The following is a 22,895-nucleotide window of genomic DNA, read 5'->3' as shown; positions in this document are numbered from 1 at the left end:
GAGGCACGGCACTGAGAAGCGAACCCACGGCAGTGCGCTGCCAGACGAGTTGATTTAGACATGGGTGTCTCGGAACCGTTTATTCGTCGTCCGATTGCAACCTCCTTGCTCGGGATCGCGCTGATGATCGGAGGCGCGCTCGGCTATTGGGCGTTGCCGGTCTCTGCGCTGCCGCAAGTCGATTTCCCGTCAGTGCAGGTGAGGACTCAGCTCCCAGGCGCCAGTCCCGATGTGGTCGCGTCATTACTGACAGCGCCGCTGGAACGTCAACTCGGGCAGATCCCGTCGCTGTCGTCGATGACATCGACAAGCTCGTTCGGGCTCAGTCAGATTTCCTTACAGTTCAACCTGAATCGGGACATCGACGGCGCGACACAGGACGTGCAGGCGGCCATCAACGCTGCCGCGGGAGTACTGCCGAAAAACCTGCCGTACCCGCCCGTTTATGCCAAGGTGAATCCTGCCGATGCGCCGGTGATAACGCTCGCCCTGACGTCCGACACGGTCTCGCTGCGTACCTTGAGCGATATTGGGGACACCATCCTGAGCCAGCGCCTCAGTCAGATTTCAGGCGTTGGCCGCGTTTCCGTGCTTGGAGGCTTGAAGCCTGCGGTGCGCGTCCAGGCCGATCTCTCGCGGCTGGCCGCCTACGGCATTTCAATGGAGGATTTGCGGACCGCGATCGCCAACGCCAACGTTTCTGGCCCCAAGGGGGCGCTGGACGGCGCACAGCAAGCTTATACGATCGCAGCGAACGACCAGATCACAACGGCCGACGCGTACAGGCCGATCATTATCGCCTATCGCAACGGCTCTCCGGTCACGATTGGCGATGTCGCCCGGATCGTCGACGGACTGGAGAACGAGCGCACCGGCGGCTGGTATAACGGAACGCCGGCGGTCATCATCGATATCCAGCGCCAGCCCGGCGCCAATGTTATCGAGGTCGTCCGCCAGATCCGGGAGGAGATTCCGAAGGTCCAGAAAGCAATTCCGGCCGGTGTCAAACTGACCGTCGTCAGCGACCGGACCGTGACAATCCGCGCATCGGTCCACGACGTGCAGTTCACGCTCATTCTCAGCATCGTCCTCGTTACGCTTGTCGTGCTGCTTTTCTTGCGCTCGCTCCGGGCGACGTTGATTGCGGGCGTGGCGCTGCCGTTGTCGCTGATTACCAGTTTCGGCATCATGTATTTCGCCGGATTCAGCCTCGACAACCTGTCGCTGATGGCGCTGACGATCGGCACCGGATTCGTGGTCGACGACGCCATCGTGATGATCGAAAACATCGTCCGACACATCGAGAACGGCGAGAGCGTCATGGAGGCCTCGCTCCGGGGCGCGAGTGAGATTGCCTTCACGGTGATTTCGCTGACGGTTTCGCTAATCGCGGTGTTTATCCCGCTTTTGTTCATGTCCGGGCTGGTCGGAAGAATGTTCCGCGAGTTCGCTCTGACACTGACAATCGCGGTCGTCACGTCCGCCGTGGTGTCGCTTACTCTGACGCCGATGATGTGCTCCCGGCTGCTAAAACACTCGGAGGAAGGAGCTCCGATTCCGGGGTTGGCGGCGGTCAACCGCAGTATTGATCGGCTTGTCGCATTCTATCATTGGACGTTGTTATGGGTCCTTCAGCATCAGCGGGCAACGCTACTCGTTGTTTTTGCGACGGTCGTCGCAACAATGTTGCTCTATGTCGTCGCGCCAAAGGGATTCCTGCCTCTGCAAGATACGGCGTCGATAACCGCCGTAACTGAGGCGGGTCCAGACGTATCCTTTGCCGAAATGGGAAAGCGTCAAGCCGAGGTAGCAGGCATCCTCGAGGAGGACCCGGACGTCGTGGGCGTTGTATCCGTCATCGGTGCCGGTTCGGTGAATCCGACCACGAATGTCGGCCGTCTGGTGATGACGGTGAAGCCACGGAGTGACCGCCGTGACGACGTCGCTGCAATTATCACGCGTTTGAAGACGCGCGTAGCTTCGATCCCTGGTATGGCGGTTTACTTTCAACCGGTGCAGGATATTCAGATCAGCACGCGGACCAGCCGCTCGCTTTATCAATACACCCTGACGGGAACGGACGCAGCCCACGTTTCGGAGTGGACCCAAAAACTGGTCAAGGAACTTCGTCGCGATCCACTATTTCGGGACGTATCGTCGGAAGCGCAAGACGCAGGTCTTCGAGCCGCGCTGAACATCGATCGCGAACGCGCCGGTCAACTCGGTGTTAGCCTTCAAGCTGTTAACGACACTTTGAACGATGCCTTTGCTCAGCGGCAGATATCGACCGTTTATGGACAGGCCAACCAGTATCGTGTCGTGTTGGAAGCCTTGCCGCAGTATCAGAACGACCCCTCAATCCTTTCCAAGCTTTTTCTGCCGGGTGTTGCCGGCGCTCAGGTCCCGCTATCTGCAGTTGCGACGCTGACCAGGACGACGGCGCCACTGGCAATCTCTCATCAGGCGCAATTCCCCGCATTCTCGCTCAGCTTCAATCTCGCCCCGGGCGAAGCGCTGGGCGACGCCATAGACCGGGTCAAGATCATCGAAACCCGCATCGGCATGCCCTCTAGTATCGTCGGCATATTTTCGGGCGATGCGGCGGAATTCTCGAAAGCGCTTGCCGGTCAGCCTTGGCTGATCTTGGCCGCACTGGTCACGATCTACATCGTGCTGGGCGTATTATACGAAAGCTATGTTCATCCCATTACAATCCTCTCAACACTGCCTTCGGCGGGTATCGGCGCCATTCTCGCCTTGATGCTATTCGGACAGGATCTGTCGGTTATCGGTCTGATCGGCATCATTCTTCTAATGGGTATCGTGAAGAAGAATGCAATCATGATGATCGACTTCGCGCTCGAGGCGGAACGCCGTCAAGGCATGTCTTCGACCGATGCCATCGTGCAGGCGTGTCTGCTCCGGTTCAGACCAATCATGATGACGACGCTGGCAGCGCTGTTCGGCGCGTTGCCGCTGGCGATTGAAAGCGGCACCGGCTCGGAGTTGCGGTTTCCTCTGGGCATCTCGATCATCGGCGGCTTGCTGCTCAGTCAGTTACTCACGCTTTACACCACGCCGGTAATCTATCTGGGGCTTGATCGGCTAAACAAGCGAATCGAGCAAGCCGTTCCTACCGGCGGTCCGAAGTCGCCGCCAGGTGCGACCGAGGACATAAGATAATGGCCTCGATCTCCGAGCCGTTCATTCGAAGACCGGTCGGTACCACGCTGCTCGCCATTGGCCTGTTTCTTCTTGGAGTCGTCGCTTACGCCGTCCTTCCGGTAGCTTCGGTTCCCAATGTCGATTTCCCGATGATCAGAGTGTCGGCGAACCGGCCGGGCGCGTCGCCGTCGGTGATGGCTGCTACCGTTGCCGCGCCGCTGGAGCGCCGCCTGGGTGAGATCGCCGGCCTCGAGCAGATCACATCCACCAGCGCATTGGGCGCCACGAGCATTCAATTACAGTTTGCCATTGGGCGCGACATCGATCACGCGGCACGCGACGTGCAAGCGGCGATCAACGCATCGCTCGCCGATCTGCCGACAGATCTGCCGACATTGCCGAAATTCCGCAAGGCCAACCTTTCTGCGTCACCCGTCTTCGTTCTGGCGCTGACATCAAAGACCATGTCGACCAGCGCCCTCTATGACGTAGCTGATACCGTTATTGTTCAGCGCGTTTCGCAGGTTCCGGGGGTGGGTGAGGTTTCCGTGAGTGGAGCTGATCAGCCGGCTGTGCGGATCGCTCTCAATCCGGTCGCGCTCTCAAACGCAGGCATCTCGACCGATGATGTCCGGACCGCGATCGTGAACGCCAATCCACTTGGCCCAGTCGGAATTTTCAATGGCGACCGCCAGAGCGAGACGCTGTCGACTAACCGGCAGATGCGGACGGCAGCCGAATTTCGCGGCATCATCATAAAGAATTCAGGATGGAATTTCGTTCGGCTCTCGGACGTGGCCGATGTCAAGGATGCCACGCGAAACAGCCGCTCGATCGCTTGGTTCAACAAGCAGCCCGCGGTGTTAATCCAGGTCACCAAGCAGGGCGACGCCAATGTCATCGACACTGTCGACCGGGTGAGGGCGCTGCTCCCCGAACTCAAGAAATGGATTCCTGGCGGTGTCGACGTATCCATCATCGTTGATCGCACCGGCACGATCCGGGCAAGCGTTGAGGACATGGAATGGACGCTGTTGGCCACCGCCTTTCTGGTGATGGTGGTAGTATTTACGTTCCTTCGACGCCTTACGCCAACTGTTGCGGCCGGCATATCAGTTCCGTTGGCGCTGGCTGGTACATGCGTCGGGATGTGGCTGGCAGGTTTCTCCATCGACAACCTGTCCCTGATGGCGCTGGCCATCTCGGTCGGCTTCGTGGTCGATGATGCCATCGTCATGATCGAGAACATGTACCGCAATCTCGAGCAGGGTTTGCCGCCTTACCGGGCGGCGGTCGAAGGAGCAAAGCAAATCGGCTTTACCGTGTTCTCAATCAGCCTGTCGTTGATCGCCGCATTCGTGCCATTGATCTTTATGGATGGCGTTGCTGGCCGGCTGTTGCGGGAGTTCTCGCTCACACTCACATTCGCGATCGTTGTGTCAACGATCGTGTCGTTGACGGTGACGCCGATGATCTGCGCTCACTACATCAAAGGCACCACGTCCACGAATGCGACCCGGTTCGACCGGCTGGTTGAAGGCCTGCTTTCGCGAATCGTGGCGTTTTATACGCGCACGCTGCGCGTTGTGCTCCGCTTTCCTGCCCTGACGTTGCTGGTGTTTTTTGCGACTATCGCCCTGACGGTGACTCTCTATATCAAGACACCGAAGGGTTATTTTCCGATCGACGACAGCGGCTTCATAATTGGTATCACCCACGCGTCAGCCGACGTTTCCTTTCAGTCCATGCTCGGTCTTCAACAGCGCGCTATGGATATCGTCATGGCAGATCCTGCCGTACAGGGAATCGGCTCTTCCATCGGCGGCGGCCAGCTCGGAGGCTCAAATCGAGGATTCATGTACATCATCCTGAAGCCGCCCGCCGAACGGGGGAAGTTAACGACCCCGCAGGTGATCAACCGGATGCGCCGAAATCTTAGCAACCTATCAGGCATCAGGCTGCTCATGTTCGCCGCCCAGGACATCCGCAGCGGAGGACGCCAGAGCGATTCAAACTACCAATACACGCTCTACAGTACTGACCTCGAGTTGTTGCAGAAGTGGGCACCCCTTGTCACCAAGCGCATGCAAACGGTCGAGGGAATTACTGACGTGTCAAGCGACCGCGAGGCAGGTGGTCTGCAACTGACCGTGTCCATCGACCGGAAAAAGGCATCCAGCCTTGGAGTCAGGGTTCAGGATATCGACAACGCACTCAACAACGCGTTCTCGCAGCGGCAGATTTCGATAGTTTATACCCAGCGCAATCAATACCAGGTCATCTTGGAAATTGATCCACAGCTTCAGGAAGACCCATCCAACCTCGATCGCATCTTTGTTGCGGGAGCCAACGGAGTTCAGGTGCCGCTGTCTGCCGTCGCTCACTATCAGCGTGATCTGTCGCCGCTCGCTGTTGTTCATTCACAGTCGTTTCCGTCGATGACGGTGTCCTTCGACACGTTACCGGGCGTGGAACTTCAGGACGCTACCGCCAATATTCAACGCGCTGTCGATGAGTTGCACATGCCCGAGGGTATTCGCGGAAACTTCGAGGGCAACGCGGCCGATTTCCGCAAAACGTCGGGACGGCAGCCACTACTGATTCTCGGTGCGCTTGCCGCAGTGTATATTGTGCTCGGGGTTCTCTACGAGAGCCTCGCTCATCCGCTCACAATCATCTCGACCCTGCCATCCGCTGGACTCGGAGCACTTCTGGCCTTGCAGATCACCAACACGCCACTGACGATCATTGCATTTGTCGGCATCATTCTCCTCATCGGCATCGTCAAGAAAAATGGCATCATGATTGTCGATTTCGCGCTGGATGCTGAGCGCCAACGCGGATTATCATCCGCGGACGCAATCTTCGAGGCTTGTAGCGTACGCTTTCGGCCAATCATCATGACCACCATGGCCGCGCTTTTCGCTGCGATACCGCTGGTGCTCGCGGTCGGTCCCGGCACGGAGCTACGACGACCGCTCGGAATCACCATCATCGGTGGGCTTCTCGTTTCACAAATTTTGACCCTCTATACGACTCCGGTCATCTACCTTCTGATCGACCGGTTGCGACGACGAGGCGAGGCCGTACCCGCTGCGGCGCCGGCCGAATAGAGAAGCGATCGTTGTTGCGGGCTGGATCGGCGCGGCGTATAGCGAGCAATGTCCAGCACCCCCGAGAGCTCCACTGCAGGACGTGACGCGCTCCCGCAATGCCAGCGCTGTCACAAATTGGCAGTGTTATGCGTTTGCGACAGCATTAAGCCGATCAAAATCCGGACTTCGCTGCTTCTTCTGCAGCATCCACAGGAGCAAGATAAGGCGCTCGGAACTGCTCGGCTAACCGCGCTACATTTCCAGGACGCCGTGTTGAAGATCGGTCTGTCCTGGCCCAGTCTGTCCAGGGCGTTGGGCCGACCGGTGCATGACCTATCGCGCTGGGCGGTGCTTTACCTTGGCTCGGTCAGGGTCGATCGTTCCAATACCGACCGTGCCATCGTCGCCATCAATCGCAACGGCCAGATGGAGACCGATCAACGCGCGGCTCTTGCGGATATTGAGGGCGTCGTGCTGCTCGATGGTACTTGGAGCCAGGCCAAGGCGCTGTGGTGGCGCAACCCGTGGATGTTGAAGTGCCAGCGCGTTGTTCTTGCACCCGGTTGGACCTCTCGCTACGGCAAACTGCGCAGGGAGCCGCGCCGCGACGGACTCGCCACGATCGAGGCCGCGGCGATAATGCTCGCTAACCTCGAAGGTCGGCCTGACATCGAGACGACATTGCTTGCCAGCTTCGACGGGATGTTGACAAGATATCAGGAGGTGCAGGGTAGGATGCCCGAACTTGCTCCCGGACCAAAACGCCGCTGGAATCGGCGCCAGCGCGTCTGACCCGTCGTCTGGCGCCAGAACCATCAAACCATAGAAGCTCGCGGACTGCAGAGAGCAGGTTGCCTAAGCAGAGGATGCTCTATATTGATCCGGATTCGAGGGGCCACGTGGCGGAGTGGTTACGCAACGGTCTGCAAAACCGTGTACACCGGTTCAATTCCGGTCGTGGCCTCCAATCATTTCAATAACTTACAGCAATGCTCCGGCATTACTGCCACCGAATTGCCACCGAGAAGGTAGCAAATTCGTTCCTATTCCGTGCTGCGAACCTTTGCGAATGTCGCGTCCATGATCTCAGCGGCGCGCGTGTCCGTGTTGGAAAACATGTGGCTGTAGACGTTTAATGTGATCGCCGGGGAAGCGTGACCAATCCGGCGGCTAATTGTTAGGACGTCGAGGCCGGAGGCGATCAATTGCGAAACGTGGGTATGCCTCAAGCCGTGTAGGGTGCAGTCGATTTTGAGCGTATCAATAGCGCTGGCAAAATCCTGACTTAACCGGCTCGCCATCCCAGCGGGCGAACACTAGCGAATCGCCCGGCGCCCTGCCGACCCCTATGGATAACCGTCGTTCGTCCTGGCGCGCCCGGTGACTCTTCAGTTCCGCAGCAAGCCAGCGCGAAATCGAGATATTTCGGCGACCCAGCTTCGTCTTGGGCGATTTGAACCGAAGGCTGCCTTTGGTCTGCTCTAGGGACCGTTCGATCCGAACCGTATTTTTCTGAAGGTCGACATCCTTCCAACGGAGGGCGAGGGCTTCCCCGCGGCGCGCGCCTGTTCCCAGCAAAAACGAAACAATAGGGCGGAGGGTTCTGCCTTGAAGGTGGCGCAAGAGCTCGCCGATCTGCTCTTCGGTCAGGATCTGGATTTCCTTATCGGGCACAGGCGGCGGCCCGACACGCGAAGCCACGTTTTGTGAAACCAGCCCCCAGGTCACGGCGTGACCGAGCGCGCGATGCATGGACCCGATGAACGTGCCCGACTGATCTTGCTGACAGCGCCCGGCCGCCTTTACCTCCTGATCGAAGGAGGGTGGAGTAAAGCTCGTTAAGGTGCACGGCTTGCAATTTCTGCAATCGTAGCGCGCCAAGGTGCGGCTTTACATATAGCTTGAGCAGTTGCCTGTATCGCTCGAGGGTCTTCAGTCCGACATTCGCTGTGGCCCAATCCCGCTCCCATCTTTCGATAAAGTCGCTGACCGTGGCGCGGGACGGATCAATCCCATCTCCGGCGGCATTTTGCGCGATCAGCCGAGCGAGCTCAATTTCAGCATCCCGCTTAGTGCCCTTGAAGCTGACGTAGCGGGTTTTGCGAATTCCTCCGCTATCGGTCCCGACGTCGTATTTCAATTCTCATGATCGCGCGCCCCGGCGCCTAACGTGTCCGGTCATTCTTGTCCTCAAATTTGATTTTGAGCTCACCTGATTGAATAAGGCCGGTAGCAACGCGACCTTGAAGTGACAGTAAGACAAGCTCTTTTTCTTCTGCTGCCGGCTTGGGAAGTCCGTCAATCAGTGCTGCCGTCAAAGCTATCAAGGCGGAACGATAGCAGTCTTGGTCGCGTAACCAATCCCGCGGGGTCCAATCGGAATGGCCATTCGCTATCGCCGTCCGTTGTCCGGTGAACGAGAATGTTGACGCCATCCAGGTCGCCACCCGCTGCATTTCAGCATCACCCAGCGCATCTTCATTCTTGAACGATTCTGTGAGCCGCCGTGCCGTCTCTTCAGCAACGGTTCGACCGGCCGTAGCTGCAGCGGCAGTTAACTGGTCATAGATCTGTTGGTCGAGGCGCAGGGCCAATACCGGACGTCGGCCTTCCGGCCTTCCGACCTTGCCCTTCTTCGCTTTCGCCTTCTTCACACCACGTACTCCAATGTCGTCCACAGGGTTAATTTATATCGACATTTATTCTTGACGCAAGGGGATCGCGGGAATCACGGAAGACCTTGCGGCGGCTGTTGGATATGCGACGCAGCTTTATTCAGCGCTGAAACAGGTTCCGGATTGGTTCGCAAACCGCATCGGCAACGCGTCCATCTGGGACTCGATCACCAAGGCGACCACGACCCCAGAATCGCGCGCCGCCTCAGAGGCATCGCTGGGCATTTCAAGCGACCCGGCAGCGATCGGTATGATTGCGGCAAACGCCAAGCTGCGGCTCGCGCTACAGAACCACGCCAACATTGCGAAGGGGATGCGCGAGGCAACCGACATACAGTCGATTGTTCGCGGTGACACGTCTAAGAATCCCGCTGACGACAAGGCGGCGGAAAAGAACGAGTTCGACAGGGCAACCGAGGCTATCGCTAAGCATACATCCCGACTGCAGGCGGACGCCGCCGCTGTCGGCCTTGGCGCGTCCGCGCTCGAAGAATATCGAGCGAAGGCCGAACTGCTTACCGCTGCGCAGCAGGCCGGCATACCTGTGACGCAAGCCACGATCGACAAGATCAATGAGCTCGCTCAAAAAGCCGGTCAGGCTAGCGAGGCGCTGGCGAGGGCTCGCGTCAACAGTGGCATTGAGTTCGGAAGAAACACGGTATTGCTGTCGCAGGAGAATGTCGCGATCGCGCAGCAACTGCGCGGAGTGTATGGCGACGATGTCCCGCGCGCGCTGGCCTCGAGTGAAGCCGCGGCTTTGCGCTTCAACGGCGCCATGCGTGACGTCGCATCTTCGCTGCAGGGCGGCGTCGTATCTGGACTTGCGGATATCTTTGACGGCACGAAAAGCGTGAGCCATGGCTTTGCCGATCTCGCCAAAACAGCGGCCCGCGCGATCGAAGAGATGGTCATCAAGATGACCATCGTTGCCCCACTGATGCGCGGCCTGCAAAGCGGTCTCGGCGGCCTGTTCGGCTTCGCCGATGGCGGTGCCGTGGGATCGATCCAGGTGGGCAGTCAGTCGTTTCCGAAGTTTGCGGGCGGCGGCGTCGTAACCGGCTCCGGCGGGCTGCGCTCTGACAGTATCCTAGCGCGACTCTCGCCCGGTGAGTTCGTTATGAATGCCGAAGCAACGTCGAAGTACGGAAAACTGCTTGCCGCACTGAACAGTGGCCGTATCCCAGGCTTCGCAAACGGAGGATTGGTCATGTCGCCCGGTGGTGAATGTGCAGGTCCCGAATGTGTCGGGTTGCCGGCATGAGCGTTGTCGTGATGGCGAAGGGAACAGACGGCATCGCCGTTGCTTCGGACGGCATCACCTATGACGACAAGGGTATCGTCCGCGGGATCACGTCCAAGATCGAACCCCTGATCCATCTGAATTGCCTCATTGCCCAGGTCGGCGCCGGCGGTCTGTCGCTCGCGCTTCGGCAAGTCATGGGTCACAAGTACCGGTCTTTCGACGAGATGCTGCTCGGCATTGCCGACGACCTTCGTTTCGCGACCGATTGCATGGTGCAGTGGACGCTGTTCGGCCGGACGCCGGATTCCACGGTTGCGATCGCTGGTTATTCGGACGATCGGCAAGCGTTCGAGCTATACCGCATTAGCAATTGGAAAAAGAAGGTAGCGGGCAGTTCGGAGGTCGACGAGTTCGCGGCTTATTCGCTGGTTCCTGTTGAAAATTTTTGGACCAACGTGGTTCCACGCGACGAATACGTCGATCGATTTCGTCTTAATGCCGACGAGATGCAGAAGTCGCCATCAATGCTAGCTGCTCGCTGGGTTGCGGCATGCCGACCGGACAGCCGCGGTCCCGACCCGGAAAAGGGGCCACCGGCATTCGGCTGCGGGGGTTTCATTGAACTAGCGTCTCTGACGCACGATGGCTTTTCGAGCCAGATTGTGCATCGTTGGCCTGATGAGGTCGGCAAGCTGATTGATGGAAGTCTCGGTGAGCTAATTCCGGAATGGATGTTACCGGGCGCGGTCGACGAAATCGCTACGTGCTAATACCAAAGCGCCAGACTTCTGCGTTTGCTTCGGAGGGGTGGCCGACAATCCAGGCAGTGAAGTTCGCTTGGGCTGTTCTATCTTATGGATCGTTTACATCGTGATGACCTTAAGGTCGTAACGAAGAAGAGTGATGTTTAGACGATAAGAACCCTTGCAACGGGATGACCCTACGGCAGCGTGCCTGGGTAGGGGAGTCCTGCGCTATAGAAAGCGCCCCGGCAAGGAATTGACAGCTATCGCTTCGCCTTCAACCCGATCTCTACAGGGCGGCGGATGGCTTCAGGGCGGCCGGGGCCCGGTTAAGGCGTTAGCGTGCAAATTAATGATATATCAACCAAGTTGAAGCGACTTTCATATTCTCAATTATGGTGCGTTGAGAGCTCGCACCAATTGGGAGACGCAGATGTCGTGGTATACCCCGGAGTTCCTTGGCACCAAACCTTTTTGGGGCATTGTTGCAGCGGCCGTGGTCGTCTCTGCCGGGGCAGGCGTAGTGTACTCTAGTGGGGGCTCACCAACCGATTTGTTTGGCTCTACCCCCGATTTGAAGCCTGGCGGCGTCCACGGAGCTCCGGGGCCTTTGATGGGGGCGGCCGGGCTACCGCTGCTTGCTGCTTATGGCGTTTATCGAATGGTCCGACGCCGAAAAGGTAGTTAGTCCAGATAGGACGAAGCCCCCGCTCCGGCGGGGTTTTCTATCTGCTGGGGCTACTCACTTCGCCTTCGCCAATCAGCGGCGCGGAAACCACCTCTCGGTTCAGTTTACCTGCCGTCAATGAGCTGTAGGTTTCGTGATCTGCCGTTGCGTTAGCTTTGATTTGTCCCAATGCAGGCGAAAGTAGCATGTGTCGGAGCCAACTCGGCCGCAAGACGATCCGTGCATTCCAACGATGACATCGTTGCCCGATTCGTGCGGCTCGAACCGGTCGATACTTTGAATATTTGTATTTAGACTGCGCACGAATCCCGCATCCTTCGAAACCCAAATTTCATGGATACACCCGGCCGATCCACAGAATGAGTGGCACCCTAGGGTTCCGTAGTCGACTATATAATCCTTGATGCCGTCTCCATTCAGGTCGATCGATTTAATTGCCTCCGGTGTGACTGATTTTAGATCGCAGTCCTGACGAGCATCACCTATCGAGGCCGCAATCACAGATGGCAATTCAATTTTTGCAGATCTAAGCAGCTCGTCTGTCTTGTCATCTGCAGTCCCTTTAGCAGATGAAGTGCATCTGACGTATCGCGTTGGATTGTATTTTCCCTCCTTTATCTCGATCGTATCAGTGTCAACAATCGTCAGAGTGTATCGACGCCGCTTTGGCCCCGGAGCAATTCCGCCCTCGCCGTCGCTATTCCAGCGATCCACAACATCAAACTGCTTGTCCGATAAGCGGCGGATCGAGATATTTGGAGTGATGTCATCGGCATACCCACCAAAGTTGTGACGCTTGGATCCATGAAAGACAATCAGTTCTCCTCCGCCAATGGCGTCACCCGTTACTTTTGCTAACCCCAGCTGTTCGAAGGCCCCGCAAGCTCGCTCCTGAAGATCGGGTGAGGACGGCTGAACAAGCGCCCAACCTCCCGTGATTGGGTAATCGTTTCCTGAATAGGCAGAAGCGATCGACAATGTGAAAACTGTAAAAACAGAAAATATTCGTAGCATCTCGCGGACTCCACGGCTCCCTCGGTTTCTCTCTCTTCGGTAATAAATGAGGGGGTTAGAAACTATACCCTCAACAACGCTTCGGCGGGGTGTTCTATCTCGGGCTGCCAATCGCGCAGTACACTGCTTCCGCCAGCCTATTGTCTTGCATTCGTCCCGGCTTAGGTCTGTAATCGCACTTCAACGTTTTGGGGAAGACTAACGTGGCGATTGGTACTGTGAAGTGGTTCAACGAGCAAAAGGGCTATGGCTTTATTCAGCCTGACGACGGCGGCAAGGACGTTTTCGTCCATATCTCCGCCGTGGAGAAGGCAGGATTCACCGGCCTGGCAGAGGGCGCTAAGGTGTCCTACGAAGTTGTCGCGAACCGCGGCAAAGAGAGCGCGGAGAACCTGCGGATAGGTTAGTGAGCTGAGCCGGATGTACGCTCGCTCGCGATGTGGATGGCCCGGAGTAAGCTTCGGGTCATTTGCTTTTCCGCGTTGCCCTATCCCTTGATGACCTCGAAATAGCAATAGCCCTTAACGGCTATGTCCAACCTTGCGTCGGAATGCACCGTGGAGCTCTCGCGCTCGCTGATCAAGACCCAATCTTTTGCCGGAAACTGGGGAGGCAGCTTAGCGCCAGGTCTGATTGCCAAGCGTACCGAGGGGCGGCTCTTGTTGCGGTAGACGTCAAAAGACTTTTTGGGCGTCGGATCCATCCACCAGAAATATGGGCGGGAGAGGTAACGTCCAACTCGCATCCGTCCTTAACGTTACCCGCTACGCGGCGGCTATTTACTCGCTTCATAGGGCAGAAAGTACACACCCTCGCGAGTGCCCAGGCGCTCCTGTTCCCAAGCCTTACGCTCCTCGTCGGTAGCCGGGATGAATGCAAAGCAACTCTCAGCGCCCACTGTTTCGCCCGCTGCCGTTAGCGCCTCCTGGACCAGGCCATACACTTTTGGGGTCCCGATCAATTCCTGCATACGCTCGTCTTCCGACGATAAGTTTACGGTGCCTAGGCGCACACCATGCTCATCTGCGCTGCCTTCGTTCAGAACGAGGAAGATCGTAGTTAGCTCAGAATCCGTAGGTTCGCTCATCTATCCCTCCTCGCCTTTAACCCGATCTCTACAAGGCGGCGAATGGCTTCGGAACGGCGGGACTAGCTCATTTGTCACGGCCGGTGGCATCATCCTCATCGTCCCACGCGCCTGTAAATCTGAAACTCTGGACGAGGGCCTCTCCTCGATTGCTTTTGACAGCGTCAATTACCACATAGCGATATCTTCCGGCGATCAACATCTGAAGGATGCGCCCGAAGATGTCTGCGGGAAAATGCAGATTCACTCGGTAGTCCTTCCCCCAATGCGAAATTACTCCCACGAATTCTGGTTCGTGCTTCCGTCTGACTTCCACGTCAGAAAGGCGATGATCGGGGAAGAGCGTTACTTCCGCAAAGTCCGGATGCAGGTTTAATGGTCGGAGCAATTTGCCTTTGGCGTTCAAGTGCCGATAGTCCATATACGGACCGTCGCTGAACTTTCCTGGTGGGTCGATGCCGAACATATAATCGAATTCCCAGTCGGTGAATTCGATGACGTGCCGAACGGGCGCCTCTTCTTTCCTGCGTCCGCTACGCTTCTTCGCGATCTTTTTCGCAGATTTTCTCATCGCTCCTGCAGCGTGCGAGGTTGATTTATTTCCCCTTCGCCTTCAGCCCGATCTCTACGAGGCGGCGGATGGCTTCGGAGCGGGTGGATATATCGTGGGCTTCGCGCCACTGATCTATCGCCGACAATTCGGCGTCCTGCCAGCGCATACCAAGTTGCGTTCCCCTGCCCGTGGTCGGAGGACGGCCTCGCTTCTTTTTCGGGGTACCCATAATTGACTTTGCCATAAATATGGGGTACCACAAAAGCAAGCCGAGGGGAAGGGTTCAGCTTCCGCCCCGGCTCTAACCCGAGCCACGAGGACCGAAAATCCAATGACCCAGGCTAACCGCGTGCATAGCACGCCACCCACAAACACGTCTGCAATCAACAATAACCTGCTATCCGCTGTCGACGCGTTCTCGCCGGCAATTCGGCTCCGCTACCAGATCATCGCCGCTAAGACGGCTTCGCCGCCGTCACCGGTTTTCCCGCCGTCGATCGACAATAGGGCGAACCAAGATCCACTCTGGGGAGAGATGGATTACGCTGCTCGAGCGGCAATGGAGGGGCATCCGTTATCTGAACTGATCCGACTCCGGCAAGAAGCTGCCGATGCGATTCAGCGACTGCTCACCTTCCTGGATGAGTCAGAAGGCATCGTTGGCGAGGACGTTTTTGACGGCGACGAAGATGCGGCCGTCGATGATGCTGGATGCGACGAGGATTTCGACGCTGAGCCGGAATCCGGCGACTATGAGCCCAGCCTTGGCTGGACCCGTACTGGCGCTTGGGGCGATGCTAGCGACTTAGAAATCGGGCAGGTGGCGCCATGACGCGATCAAAAAATATGGCCCGAAAATGTGACCTCAACGACCTTTTCGCCAAGCCACCACGCGAACGGACGAAGGAGGACAATTGGATATTGGAAATCGTAGTGGCCTTGCTGCAAGCCGATCAAGCAACCCAAGATGAGGCCATGGCCATTCTGTGCGGATCGGAGGTGCCGTCATGACCGATATGACCGTTGCCGTAAGCAACTGGCACAAGCGGCACGCCCTCACGCTGGCATCCCAGCTGCCGGACAATATAAGCGACGCCCTGCTTGTCATTGAGGCCACGCGAGAAATCGTAGAGCAATTCTTGATGCCAAAGCAGGTCGATCCGCTTCCCGAAAATGTGCTGACCCTCCGCAAGTGAAGGGGTCGAGTCATGCCCGCCGGCTCATCACCGGCGGGTTTGCCCGGACAATTTATCTTAGTGCCATACTGCTTCGATATGACCATCGAGAGCGGCTATCGCGTTGGCAATGTGCTTCGGATTTGGTCTACTATTTTGACGCCAGGCGGCGGAATAGAAATAGCTGCCACTACGAGCAAGTTCGTCGATGTCTCTCATCGACATGTTGAGCTCCCGAGCTCGCAGTTTGATCTGGTCAATAACCGGATAACCGGAATTGATCATGGGTCGAGCAGGTCGAGGGAAGCGGCGTGCTTGAGCTTGCATCCTGATCTGATGCCAAGAATATCCGGGCAGGGCCGCTTCGATCTCTGATCTTGGAGAGCCAGAGGACCACATCTTCCTGAGCCTGCTCACGTCACACGCAAGCCAACGATGCTGTTTCTTCCTCAACCCTAAGTCACCAGCCCGACTGCGGATGGCGATCCACGTTCGATGAGGCAGGCGTGACTCAAGCTTCTTCCTATTTGGAAAGTGCTGCTTGATCAGTTCTATTTCGTAAGGGGTCCAGCTCTTTCGATTTTTGGCGGAGCCGCTCCGGCAGACGTATCTGATCTGGCTCGCGGCGGCTCGCGGTGGGTGGCGATGAAATGGAATCCATGACTGCCTCCGTTAGCGCAGGATCGCGCTAGCACAGGCAGCATTCGATTCGGGTCATGGCCGTAGAGGCTGAGTGGCAGGATTGTGTATCCACGAAAATTGACGGCACCGACTGAGCGGGGTTCCAATTGCCACCATGATTGCCACCGGACCACTGAGTACAGGAGGAGATAGAACGGTATTTAGCTCAGTTGGCGAGCCGGTATTTCTCAACTAGAATGGAGGCAAAGGTACATCCGGCTACAACTAGGCTCAGGACCCATTAAATCTGTTGCGAGAGGACTGGCGGGTTGATTCAATGGCGATGTTTGGGGGGCATCGCCATGGCCGATTTGTTGTTGCTGTCGGAGGCTCAGATGCGCCGGATTGAGCCGTATTTTCCGCTGTCGCACGGGATTGCGAGGGTTGACGATCGACGGGTGATCAGCGGCATCGTCTTCGTCATCAGAAACGGTCTGCGCTGGCGCGATGCGCCGCCCGGCTATGGTCCGCATAAGACGATCTATAACCGGTTCGTGCGCTGGAGCCGGCTCGGCGTGTTCAACAATATCTTTGCCGAGCTGGCACGCAAAGGTGGCAAGCCCTCTCTCCTGATGATCGATGCGACGCATCTGAAGGCGCATCGCACCGCCGCCAGCCTTTTAAAAAAGGACCTGTTCCCCGATGTATCGGGCGCACGAAGGGCGGCTTGAACTCCAAGCTGCACGCCGTCTGCGACGGTCAGGGACGCCCTGTCATCATGCTGCTCAGCGAAGGCCAGATGAGCGATTATAAGGGGGCGGCCTTGATGATCGATGCGCTGCCGCCCGGGAAGCAGTTGCTTGGCGACAAGGGCTACGACGCCAACTGGTTCCGCCAGCCGCTCGCGGCCCGCGGCATCACGGCCTGCATCCCATCGAAGGCCAGCCGCGCAAAGCCGATCGAACATGACCGCATGCTCTATCGCCAACGACACAAGATCGAAAATGCGTTCGGCAGGCTCAAGGACTGGCGCCGCCATCCACACCCGCTACGATCGATGCTCACATACCTTCATGTCTGCCATCTGCATCGCTGCAGCCGTCATCTTTTGGCTCTGATCAATGAGTCCTGAGCCTAGATATGAGGTGGTTAGAACTGCAAAACCGTGTACACCGGTTCAATTCCGGTCGTGGCCTCAAAAACACAATCAAAGTCTTAAGACAACTAATTGATAGATATTCTATTTTACCGATACGTCGGTCCAGTTTAATGCAGTTCAGCAGGCACCGTTCCATCCCTCGGGGAAAGGAAGGAGCGGCCATGCGATTTCATTGTCGTTGGCGGCTTGCAGCGGCCTGATGAAACGCGTGTGGTCGATATCCGGCTGCGCGGCTTCTTCGATGCGCGGAGCGATCACCGCGCTCACTGCGCTAAGCAATCGATCAAACTCGACTTCACTCATGTACGTCTCACTGCTCATGCACACAGAGTGACAAAAGGGACTTGGGCTCCCGTTGCAGAAACTGCTAAAATTGTTTCGATCAGGCGTTAAATTGCCAAACGGCCTTTAGCCTGCCACAAGAGGCACTCGGCGCGCATCCTCGAGGCCGCGGATTGTCGGCTCGCAAACAATCAAGGTTATCGAATGCTTACCAGTGGCTAGGTCGCCGCCGGGGCTCCCGTTTCTTACGAGACATGCTTCGTTCACGAAGAAGACGGCCAGCTGAATGCTTGAAATGCAGGGGACATTTGTACGCCGGCGGTTTGTGCTCCGGCCGATTTAACACTGTCGCAATCGGCAATAATTATTGTTTCCGTACGTTCCGGGTTTTCGTTAAGAGGGCCCCGTCTTTCGCAATTTTCTGAATTTTTGGGGATATGATCCGCATGTGCGGCATTGTAGGGATTTTGGGGCGCGGTCCAGTGGCGGATCAATTGGTTGATTCGCTCAGGCGTCTCGAATACCGCGGTTACGATTCCGCCGGCATTGCGACACTAGAAGGAGCGCATTTGGCCCGTCGTCGCGCCGAGGGCAAGCTGCGAAACCTGGCCGGCCGCTTGCTGACCGAGCCGCTGATCGGGCAGGTCGGAATCGGACACACACGCTGGGCAACGCACGGCAGACCGACCGAGAATAACGCACATCCGCACGCAACCGAGCGCGTGGCCGTCGTTCACAACGGCATCATTGAAAATTTTCGCGAACTGCGTGAGAAGCTTCAGAAAAAAGGAGCGGTTTTTGAAACTGAAACCGATACCGAAGCAGTGCTACACTTGGTCGATGGCTATCTTGCCGCCGGCGTCAATCCGGTAGAGGCGGTCAAAGCCACGTTGTCGCAGCTTCGCGGTGCATTCGCTCTCGGTTTTATCTTCGCAGCCAACGATGACATTCTAATCGGTGCGCGCAACGGACCTCCGCTGGCGATCGGATATGGCGACGGCGAAATGTATCTGGGATCGGACTCGATTGCGCTCGGGCCGCTCACCGATTCGATCAGCTATCTCGAAGACGGTGACTGGGCTGTTTTGACGCACAACGGCGCGATCGTCTACGACCAATGCAACACCATCGTTCAGCGCGAGGTCGTCAAGCACAGCGCTTCGACCTCTCTGGTCGATAAGACGAACTATCGCCACTTCATGGCCAAGGAAATCCACGAACAGCCTGAGGTGGTCGGACACACGCTGGCCCGCTATGTCGACATGGCGACCGAGCGTGTATCGCTTCCAGTGGATCTCCCCTTCGATTTTCGCGAGATCAAGCGGGTCTCGATCATCGCATGCGGAACCGCTAACTATGCCGGCTACATCGGCAAATATTGGCTGGAACGCCTAGCTCGGCTTCCCGTCGAAATCGATATAGCGTCCGAGTTTCGCTATCGTGAAGCGCCGCTGGGCGAAGGCGATCTCGCGATCTTCATTTCGCAATCCGGTGAAACCGCCGATACGCTCGCCGCGCTGCGATATGCGAAGCAGCATGGACTGCACACGCTCTCAATCGTCAACGTCACGACGTCGACGATCGCACGCGAAAGCGAGACGATGCTGCAAACGCTGGCAGGTCCGGAGATCGGCGTCGCATCGACCAAGGCTTTCACCTGCCAGTTGATGGTGCTTGCAACTCTCGCGATCGCCGCAGGCAAGGCGCGCGGCGAATTATCCGAAGAAGATGAAGCCCGACTCGTGCATGGACTGATCGAAATTCCTCGATTGATGTCGGAAGCGCTCGCCACCGAACCGCAGATAGACAGACTCGCCCGCGAGATCGCCAAATCCAGGGACGTCTTGTATCTCGGACGCGGCACCAGCTACCCGCTCGCGCTGGAGGGAGCGCTCAAGCTCAAGGAAATCTCCTACATCCATGCGGAAGGTTACGCCGCGGGCGAACTCAAACATGGACCGATCGCACTGATCGACGAGAACATGCCTGTGGTGGTGATCGCGCCCCATGATCGCGTTTTCGAAAAGACAGTGTCCAATATGCAAGAGGTGGCGGCGCGGGGCGGCAACATCATTCTCATGACCGACGCGAAGGGGGCGGCGGAGGCGACCATCGAGTCCCTGGTGACGATTATCCTGCCCGATATGGCAGCCACTTTTGCTGCGCTGGTCTATGCGATTCCAATGCAGTTGCTGGCCTACCATACCGCAGTCGTCATGGGGACCGACGTCGACCAACCGCGCAATCTGGCAAAATCCGTCACCGTCGAATAAGATAGAAGACCGCAGGGCGGTCCATCACGCGGCATGCAAAGTTTGCAAGAATGCTTATATGAGCGGATATCAGCCTTTTGGACGTCCTTTGATCTGGAACCACGATGACGCGTGACAACCCTTCGAGCGGCGTACCAGGCGACCACCATCCGGATATGCCTCGCGGGCTTATCGCGCGATTCCGGAATTACTTTCTGACCGGACTGATTGTCGCAGGCCCGGTGGCCATAACGCTCTACCTGACCTGGTGGTTCGTAAACTGGGTCGACAACCTGGTACGGCCATTCGTCCCGATCGCATATCGGCCTGAAACGTATCTGCCTTTCGTATTGCCGGGATCAGGCCTGATCGTTGCCGTGTTCGCGCTGACGATGCTCGGCTTCCTGACAGCCAACCTGATCGGCCGGACACTGGTCGATCTTGGCGAAAAAGTACTCGGCCGGATGCCTGTGGTGCGGGCGATCTACCGTGGACTCAAGCAGGTCTTTGAAACGCTTTTTTCCGGATCCGGATCGAGCCTCCGCAGAGTTGGTTTGGTTGAATTTCCGTCGCCCGGCATGTGGTCCATTGTGCTCATTTCGCAAGTACCAAGCACGAACGTTGCCGCCAGACTCCCCGCTCAGGAGGAACATATTTCCGTATTCCTGCCTTGCGCCCCCAACCCGACGACAGGTTTCTTCTTCTACGTGCCCAAGAGCAGGGTCGTCGAGATCGACATGACCACGGAGGAGGCGGCAACTCTGATCATGTCTGCCGGCGTCGTTCAGCCCAATTCCGACTCGCAGAAGAAGCTCGCTGCTCTCGCAGGAATGGCCGAAGCGGCGCGCGCTGCAAATACGTCGAGCCTTGCGCCCACAACGGCTGCAAAGGTTGACTGACGCTTGGAGCCTTTCCGCTTCTGACAGAGTCAAGAGCGGGGCTCTATGATTTCGATCTGACGCGTTTTCTGGTGCCCACTTCGCTCGAAAACGCTCTTAACCCGCGCCGAGCAGGGGCAGGGCTTCGTCACGCTCAAACAGATACAGCAGGCATCGCAACGCTTCGCCGTGCGCACCCGTGAGATTCGGATTTTGCTTCAGAATGCGCAGGGCTTCGTCGCGGGCCAACGTAATGAGTTGCGCGTGGACATCGGAGCGCGCGATGCGATAGCCGGGCAGGCCGCTTTGACGGGTGCCGAGCACGTCGCCTTCGCCGCGCAGTTTCAGATCCTCTTCGGCGATACGGAAGCCGTCTGTGGTTTCCCGGATCACCCGCAACCGGGCGGCGGACATTTCTCCTAGCGGCTCCCGGTAAAGCAGAAGGCACGTCGAGGGTTCCGAGCCGCGACCGATCCGTCCCCGCAATTGATGCAGTTGCGCGAGACCGAAGCGTTCGGCGTTCTCGATGACCATGATGGTCGCCGCCGGCACGTCAACGCCAACCTCGACAACGGTTGTCGCGACCAGCAGATTGATTTCGGCTGCCGCGAATTGCGCCATCACGCGATCTTTCTCGAGGCCCCGCATCTTGCCGTGAACAAGGCCGACCTTGTCACCGAAGCGTGCCTTGAGGCTATCGAAGCGCTGTTCCGCATCGGTCAGATCGACGGTCTCAGATTCCTCGACTAGCGGACAGATCCAGTAAACCAGCTTACCGGCCTTCACCGCGCGGCCGACGGCATCGATCACCTCGTCCAACCGGTTGTCGGGGACGGCGCGGGTATCGATCGGCTGCCGGCCAGCGGGTTTTTCGCGTAATTCGGAGACGTCCATGTCGCCGAAATAAGTGAGAACGAGCGTGCGCGGAATCGGTGTCGCGCTCAGCACCAAAACATCCACGGCCTCGCCCTTGGCGGTTAATGCGAGACGCTCGCGCACGCCGAACCGGTGCTGTTCGTCCACCACCGCAAGTGCCAACGCCTTGAACACGACATCGGTCTGGATCAATGCGTGGGTGCCGACAAGCAGGTCGATGTCGCCTTTGGCGAGGCGCTCCGTGATCTCGCGCCGTTCCTTGCCTTTCTCGCGGCCGGTCAGGATCGCAACGCGCAGGCCGGCCTGTTCGGCCAGCGGCGCGATGGTCTTGATATGCTGGCGGGCAAGGATCTCGGTCGGCGCCATCAAAGCCGTCTGCTTGCCGGCTTCGGCCACCGCCGCCGCAGCGAGCAGGGCGACAACCGTCTTGCCCGAACCGACATCTCCCTGAAGCAGCCGCAGCATCCGCACCGGCTGCCGCAGGTCGTCGCTGATCGCGGCAGCCGCCTGCTGTTGAGATGCGGTCAGGGCGTAGGGAAGCGCGTCGATGATCCTGTTGCGCAGGTGTCCGTCGCCGGCGTGTCGGCTTCCAGCCGGCCGGCGAAGCTGCGCGCGCACCAGTGCCAGCGCGAGTTGTCCGGCAAGCAGTTCGTCGAAGGCAAGGCGTGACCAGAACCGGCCTTCCGGCAGAATATCGGTCAATTCCAACGGGAGATGAACGCGATGGAGCGCTTCCTGAAGCGGCGGGAAGCTGCACCGGCGCAAAATGTCCGGACTGATCCATTCGGGCAAAACGGGGAGCTTTTGCAAGGCGCCCGCGATGGCGCGCCGCAAGGAGCCCAGCGCCAGGCCCTCCGTGAGGGGATAGACGGGATCGATGCCTGAGAGCTTTGCCAGTCCCGCCTCATCGACCACACGATCGGGATGCACGATCTGAAGTGCACCGTCGAACGTCTGAACCGTACCGGACACATAACGCTTACTGCCTATGGGAAGCAGCTTTTCGACGTAGCCGGGCTGGGCGCGGAAGTAGGTCAGTACGACATCCCCGGTCTCGTCGCTGGCATAGACCAGATGCGGCGCGCGCGAGCGCCCGGGCGGCGCGGGGCGATGCCGGTCGACGGTCACCTCCAGCGTTACGATAGTGCCTGGGACGGCGTCGCGAATCTTGGGCCGAGCCCTGCGATCGACGACGCTTGCAGGCAGATGAAACAGCAGATCGATCAGGCGCGGAGTTTCATCGCGCGCGAGCAGATACCGGAACAGCTTGTCCTGCTTCGGGCCGACGCCGGACAGGCTGGTCACCGGTACAAAGAGCGGATTGAGCAGCGCAGGGCGCATCAAGCGACTCGACGAAATGAACTGGATCGGTTGCAAGCCTTGAATGCA

General features: G+C 57.9%; 21 protein-coding genes, 1 tRNA gene and 1 pseudogene. 12 read left to right on the top strand and 11 right to left on the bottom strand.

Going from position 1 to position 22,895, the window contains the following annotated elements; genetic code table 11:
* The first annotated feature begins 60 nt into the window (after positions 1-60).
* The 4 genes from ACZ5IL_RS13905 (at position 61) to ACZ5IL_RS13890 (ending at position 7,227) form a co-directional block, all read left to right on the top strand.
* Positions 61-3,183 carry an efflux RND transporter permease subunit gene (locus tag ACZ5IL_RS13905; RefSeq protein ID WP_464592299.1) on the top strand — a complete coding sequence of 1,041 codons (3,123 nt, stop codon included), beginning with the start codon at positions 61-63 and terminating at the stop codon, positions 3,181-3,183.
* Complete coding sequence (locus ACZ5IL_RS13900) at positions 3,183-6,278, top strand: efflux RND transporter permease subunit (protein ID WP_464592297.1); 3,096 nt, start codon at positions 3,183-3,185, stop codon at positions 6,276-6,278. Before ACZ5IL_RS13905 ends, ACZ5IL_RS13900 begins: the two co-directional genes overlap by 1 nt.
* Positions 6,279-6,326: 48 nt before the next feature.
* Positions 6,327-7,052, top strand: a complete 726-nt coding sequence (locus ACZ5IL_RS13895) for a tRNA-uridine aminocarboxypropyltransferase (protein WP_464592295.1) — start codon at positions 6,327-6,329, stop codon at positions 7,050-7,052.
* 101 nt (positions 7,053-7,153) lie between these two features.
* Positions 7,154-7,227, top strand: a tRNA-Cys gene (locus tag ACZ5IL_RS13890).
* A 76-nt stretch (positions 7,228-7,303) separates the two neighbouring features.
* On the opposite strand, the gene ACZ5IL_RS13885 is transcribed toward ACZ5IL_RS13890, so the two are convergent.
* From ACZ5IL_RS13885 to ACZ5IL_RS13870, 4 genes are read right to left on the bottom strand one after another with little or no spacing between them, the layout of a single operon-like run.
* Entirely contained in the window at positions 7,304-7,561 is a 258-nt protein-coding gene (locus tag ACZ5IL_RS13885) for a tyrosine-type recombinase/integrase (RefSeq protein WP_464592293.1), read from the bottom strand.
* Positions 7,521-8,012 (bottom strand): site-specific integrase, encoded by a 492-nt coding sequence (locus tag ACZ5IL_RS13880; RefSeq protein WP_464592292.1) that lies wholly within the window; start codon positions 8,010-8,012, stop codon positions 7,521-7,523. Before ACZ5IL_RS13880 ends, ACZ5IL_RS13885 begins: the two co-directional genes overlap by 41 nt.
* Entirely contained in the window at positions 7,924-8,400 is a 477-nt protein-coding gene (locus ACZ5IL_RS13875) for a tyrosine-type recombinase/integrase (RefSeq protein ID WP_464592290.1), read from the bottom strand. Before ACZ5IL_RS13875 ends, ACZ5IL_RS13880 begins: the two co-directional genes overlap by 89 nt.
* A 25-nt stretch (positions 8,401-8,425) precedes the next feature.
* A complete protein-coding gene (locus ACZ5IL_RS13870) occupies positions 8,426-8,914 on the bottom strand; it encodes a hypothetical protein (RefSeq protein ID WP_464592288.1) in 489 nt (162 codons plus the stop codon).
* 271 nt (positions 8,915-9,185) lie between these two features.
* On the opposite strand from ACZ5IL_RS13870, the gene ACZ5IL_RS13865 reads away from it, so the two are divergent.
* A complete protein-coding gene (locus tag ACZ5IL_RS13865) occupies positions 9,186-10,196 on the top strand; it encodes a hypothetical protein (RefSeq protein ID WP_464592286.1) in 1,011 nt (336 codons plus the stop codon).
* Positions 10,197-10,207: 11 nt separating this feature from the next.
* Positions 10,208-10,948, top strand: a complete 741-nt coding sequence (locus ACZ5IL_RS13860; protein ID WP_464592284.1) for a hypothetical protein — start codon at positions 10,208-10,210, stop codon at positions 10,946-10,948.
* Between the two features lie 775 nt (positions 10,949-11,723).
* Here ACZ5IL_RS13860 and ACZ5IL_RS13855 read toward each other — a convergent pair.
* Positions 11,724-12,623, bottom strand: coding sequence for a hypothetical protein (locus ACZ5IL_RS13855; protein WP_464592282.1), 900 nt, complete (start codon positions 12,621-12,623; stop codon positions 11,724-11,726).
* Between the two features lie 203 nt (positions 12,624-12,826).
* Here ACZ5IL_RS13855 and ACZ5IL_RS13850 point away from each other — a divergent pair, with 203 nt between their 5' ends.
* On the top strand, positions 12,827-13,030 hold the full coding sequence (locus ACZ5IL_RS13850; RefSeq protein ID WP_464592280.1) for a cold-shock protein: 204 nt from the start codon (positions 12,827-12,829) through the stop codon (positions 13,028-13,030).
* Positions 13,031-13,398: 368 nt separating this feature from the next.
* Here the strand turns inward: ACZ5IL_RS13850 and ACZ5IL_RS13845 are convergent, their stop codons facing one another.
* From ACZ5IL_RS13845 to ACZ5IL_RS13835, 3 genes are all read right to left on the bottom strand, one after another.
* Positions 13,399-13,710, bottom strand: coding sequence for a hypothetical protein (locus tag ACZ5IL_RS13845; RefSeq protein WP_464592278.1), 312 nt, complete (start codon positions 13,708-13,710; stop codon positions 13,399-13,401).
* 67 nt (positions 13,711-13,777) lie between these two features.
* A complete protein-coding gene (locus ACZ5IL_RS13840; protein WP_464592276.1) occupies positions 13,778-14,281 on the bottom strand; it encodes a hypothetical protein in 504 nt (167 codons plus the stop codon).
* Between the two features lie 25 nt (positions 14,282-14,306).
* A complete protein-coding gene (locus ACZ5IL_RS13835) occupies positions 14,307-14,492 on the bottom strand; it encodes a hypothetical protein (protein WP_464592274.1) in 186 nt (61 codons plus the stop codon).
* 102 nt (positions 14,493-14,594) lie between these two features.
* On the opposite strand from ACZ5IL_RS13835, the gene ACZ5IL_RS13830 reads away from it, so the two are divergent.
* Positions 14,595-15,095 (top strand): hypothetical protein, encoded by a 501-nt coding sequence (locus tag ACZ5IL_RS13830; protein ID WP_464592272.1) that lies wholly within the window; start codon positions 14,595-14,597, stop codon positions 15,093-15,095.
* A 175-nt stretch (positions 15,096-15,270) separates the two neighbouring features.
* A complete protein-coding gene (locus tag ACZ5IL_RS13825; protein ID WP_464592270.1) occupies positions 15,271-15,459 on the top strand; it encodes a hypothetical protein in 189 nt (62 codons plus the stop codon).
* Between the two features lie 57 nt (positions 15,460-15,516).
* Here ACZ5IL_RS13825 and ACZ5IL_RS13820 read toward each other — a convergent pair whose 3' ends face one another.
* Positions 15,517-15,723 carry a hypothetical protein gene (locus tag ACZ5IL_RS13820; protein ID WP_464592268.1) on the bottom strand — a complete coding sequence of 69 codons (207 nt, stop codon included), beginning with the start codon at positions 15,721-15,723 and terminating at the stop codon, positions 15,517-15,519.
* Between the two features lie 698 nt (positions 15,724-16,421).
* Here ACZ5IL_RS13820 and ACZ5IL_RS13815 point away from each other — a divergent pair.
* A pseudogene (locus tag ACZ5IL_RS13815) lies at positions 16,422-17,177 on the top strand (IS5 family transposase).
* 158 nt (positions 17,178-17,335) lie between these two features.
* On the opposite strand, the gene ACZ5IL_RS13810 reads toward ACZ5IL_RS13815, so the two are convergent.
* Entirely contained in the window at positions 17,336-17,521 is a 186-nt protein-coding gene (locus ACZ5IL_RS13810) for a hypothetical protein (RefSeq protein ID WP_464592266.1), read from the bottom strand.
* Positions 17,522-17,946: 425 nt separating this feature from the next.
* Between ACZ5IL_RS13810 and glmS the strand changes: the two genes are divergently transcribed.
* Positions 17,947-19,773: a glutamine--fructose-6-phosphate transaminase (isomerizing) gene (gene glmS, locus ACZ5IL_RS13805; RefSeq protein ID WP_464592264.1), complete on the top strand. Its 1,827-nt coding sequence runs from the start codon at positions 17,947-17,949 to the stop codon at positions 19,771-19,773.
* A 104-nt stretch (positions 19,774-19,877) separates the two neighbouring features.
* Positions 19,878-20,651, top strand: coding sequence for a DUF502 domain-containing protein (locus tag ACZ5IL_RS13800; protein ID WP_464592263.1), 774 nt, complete (start codon positions 19,878-19,880; stop codon positions 20,649-20,651).
* Positions 20,652-20,747: 96 nt separating this feature from the next.
* On the opposite strand, the gene recG is transcribed toward ACZ5IL_RS13800, so the two are convergent.
* The gene (gene recG, locus ACZ5IL_RS13795) at positions 20,748-22,847 is read right to left on the bottom strand and encodes an ATP-dependent DNA helicase RecG (protein ID WP_464592261.1); all 2,100 of its coding nucleotides are present in this window, start codon (positions 22,845-22,847) and stop codon (positions 20,748-20,750) included.
* Between the last annotated feature and the right edge of the window lie 48 nt (positions 22,848-22,895).

The sequence above is a fragment of the Nitrobacter sp. CN101 genome (assembly GCF_055390255.1).
This window is presented reverse-complemented; position numbering and strand designations above follow the sequence as displayed.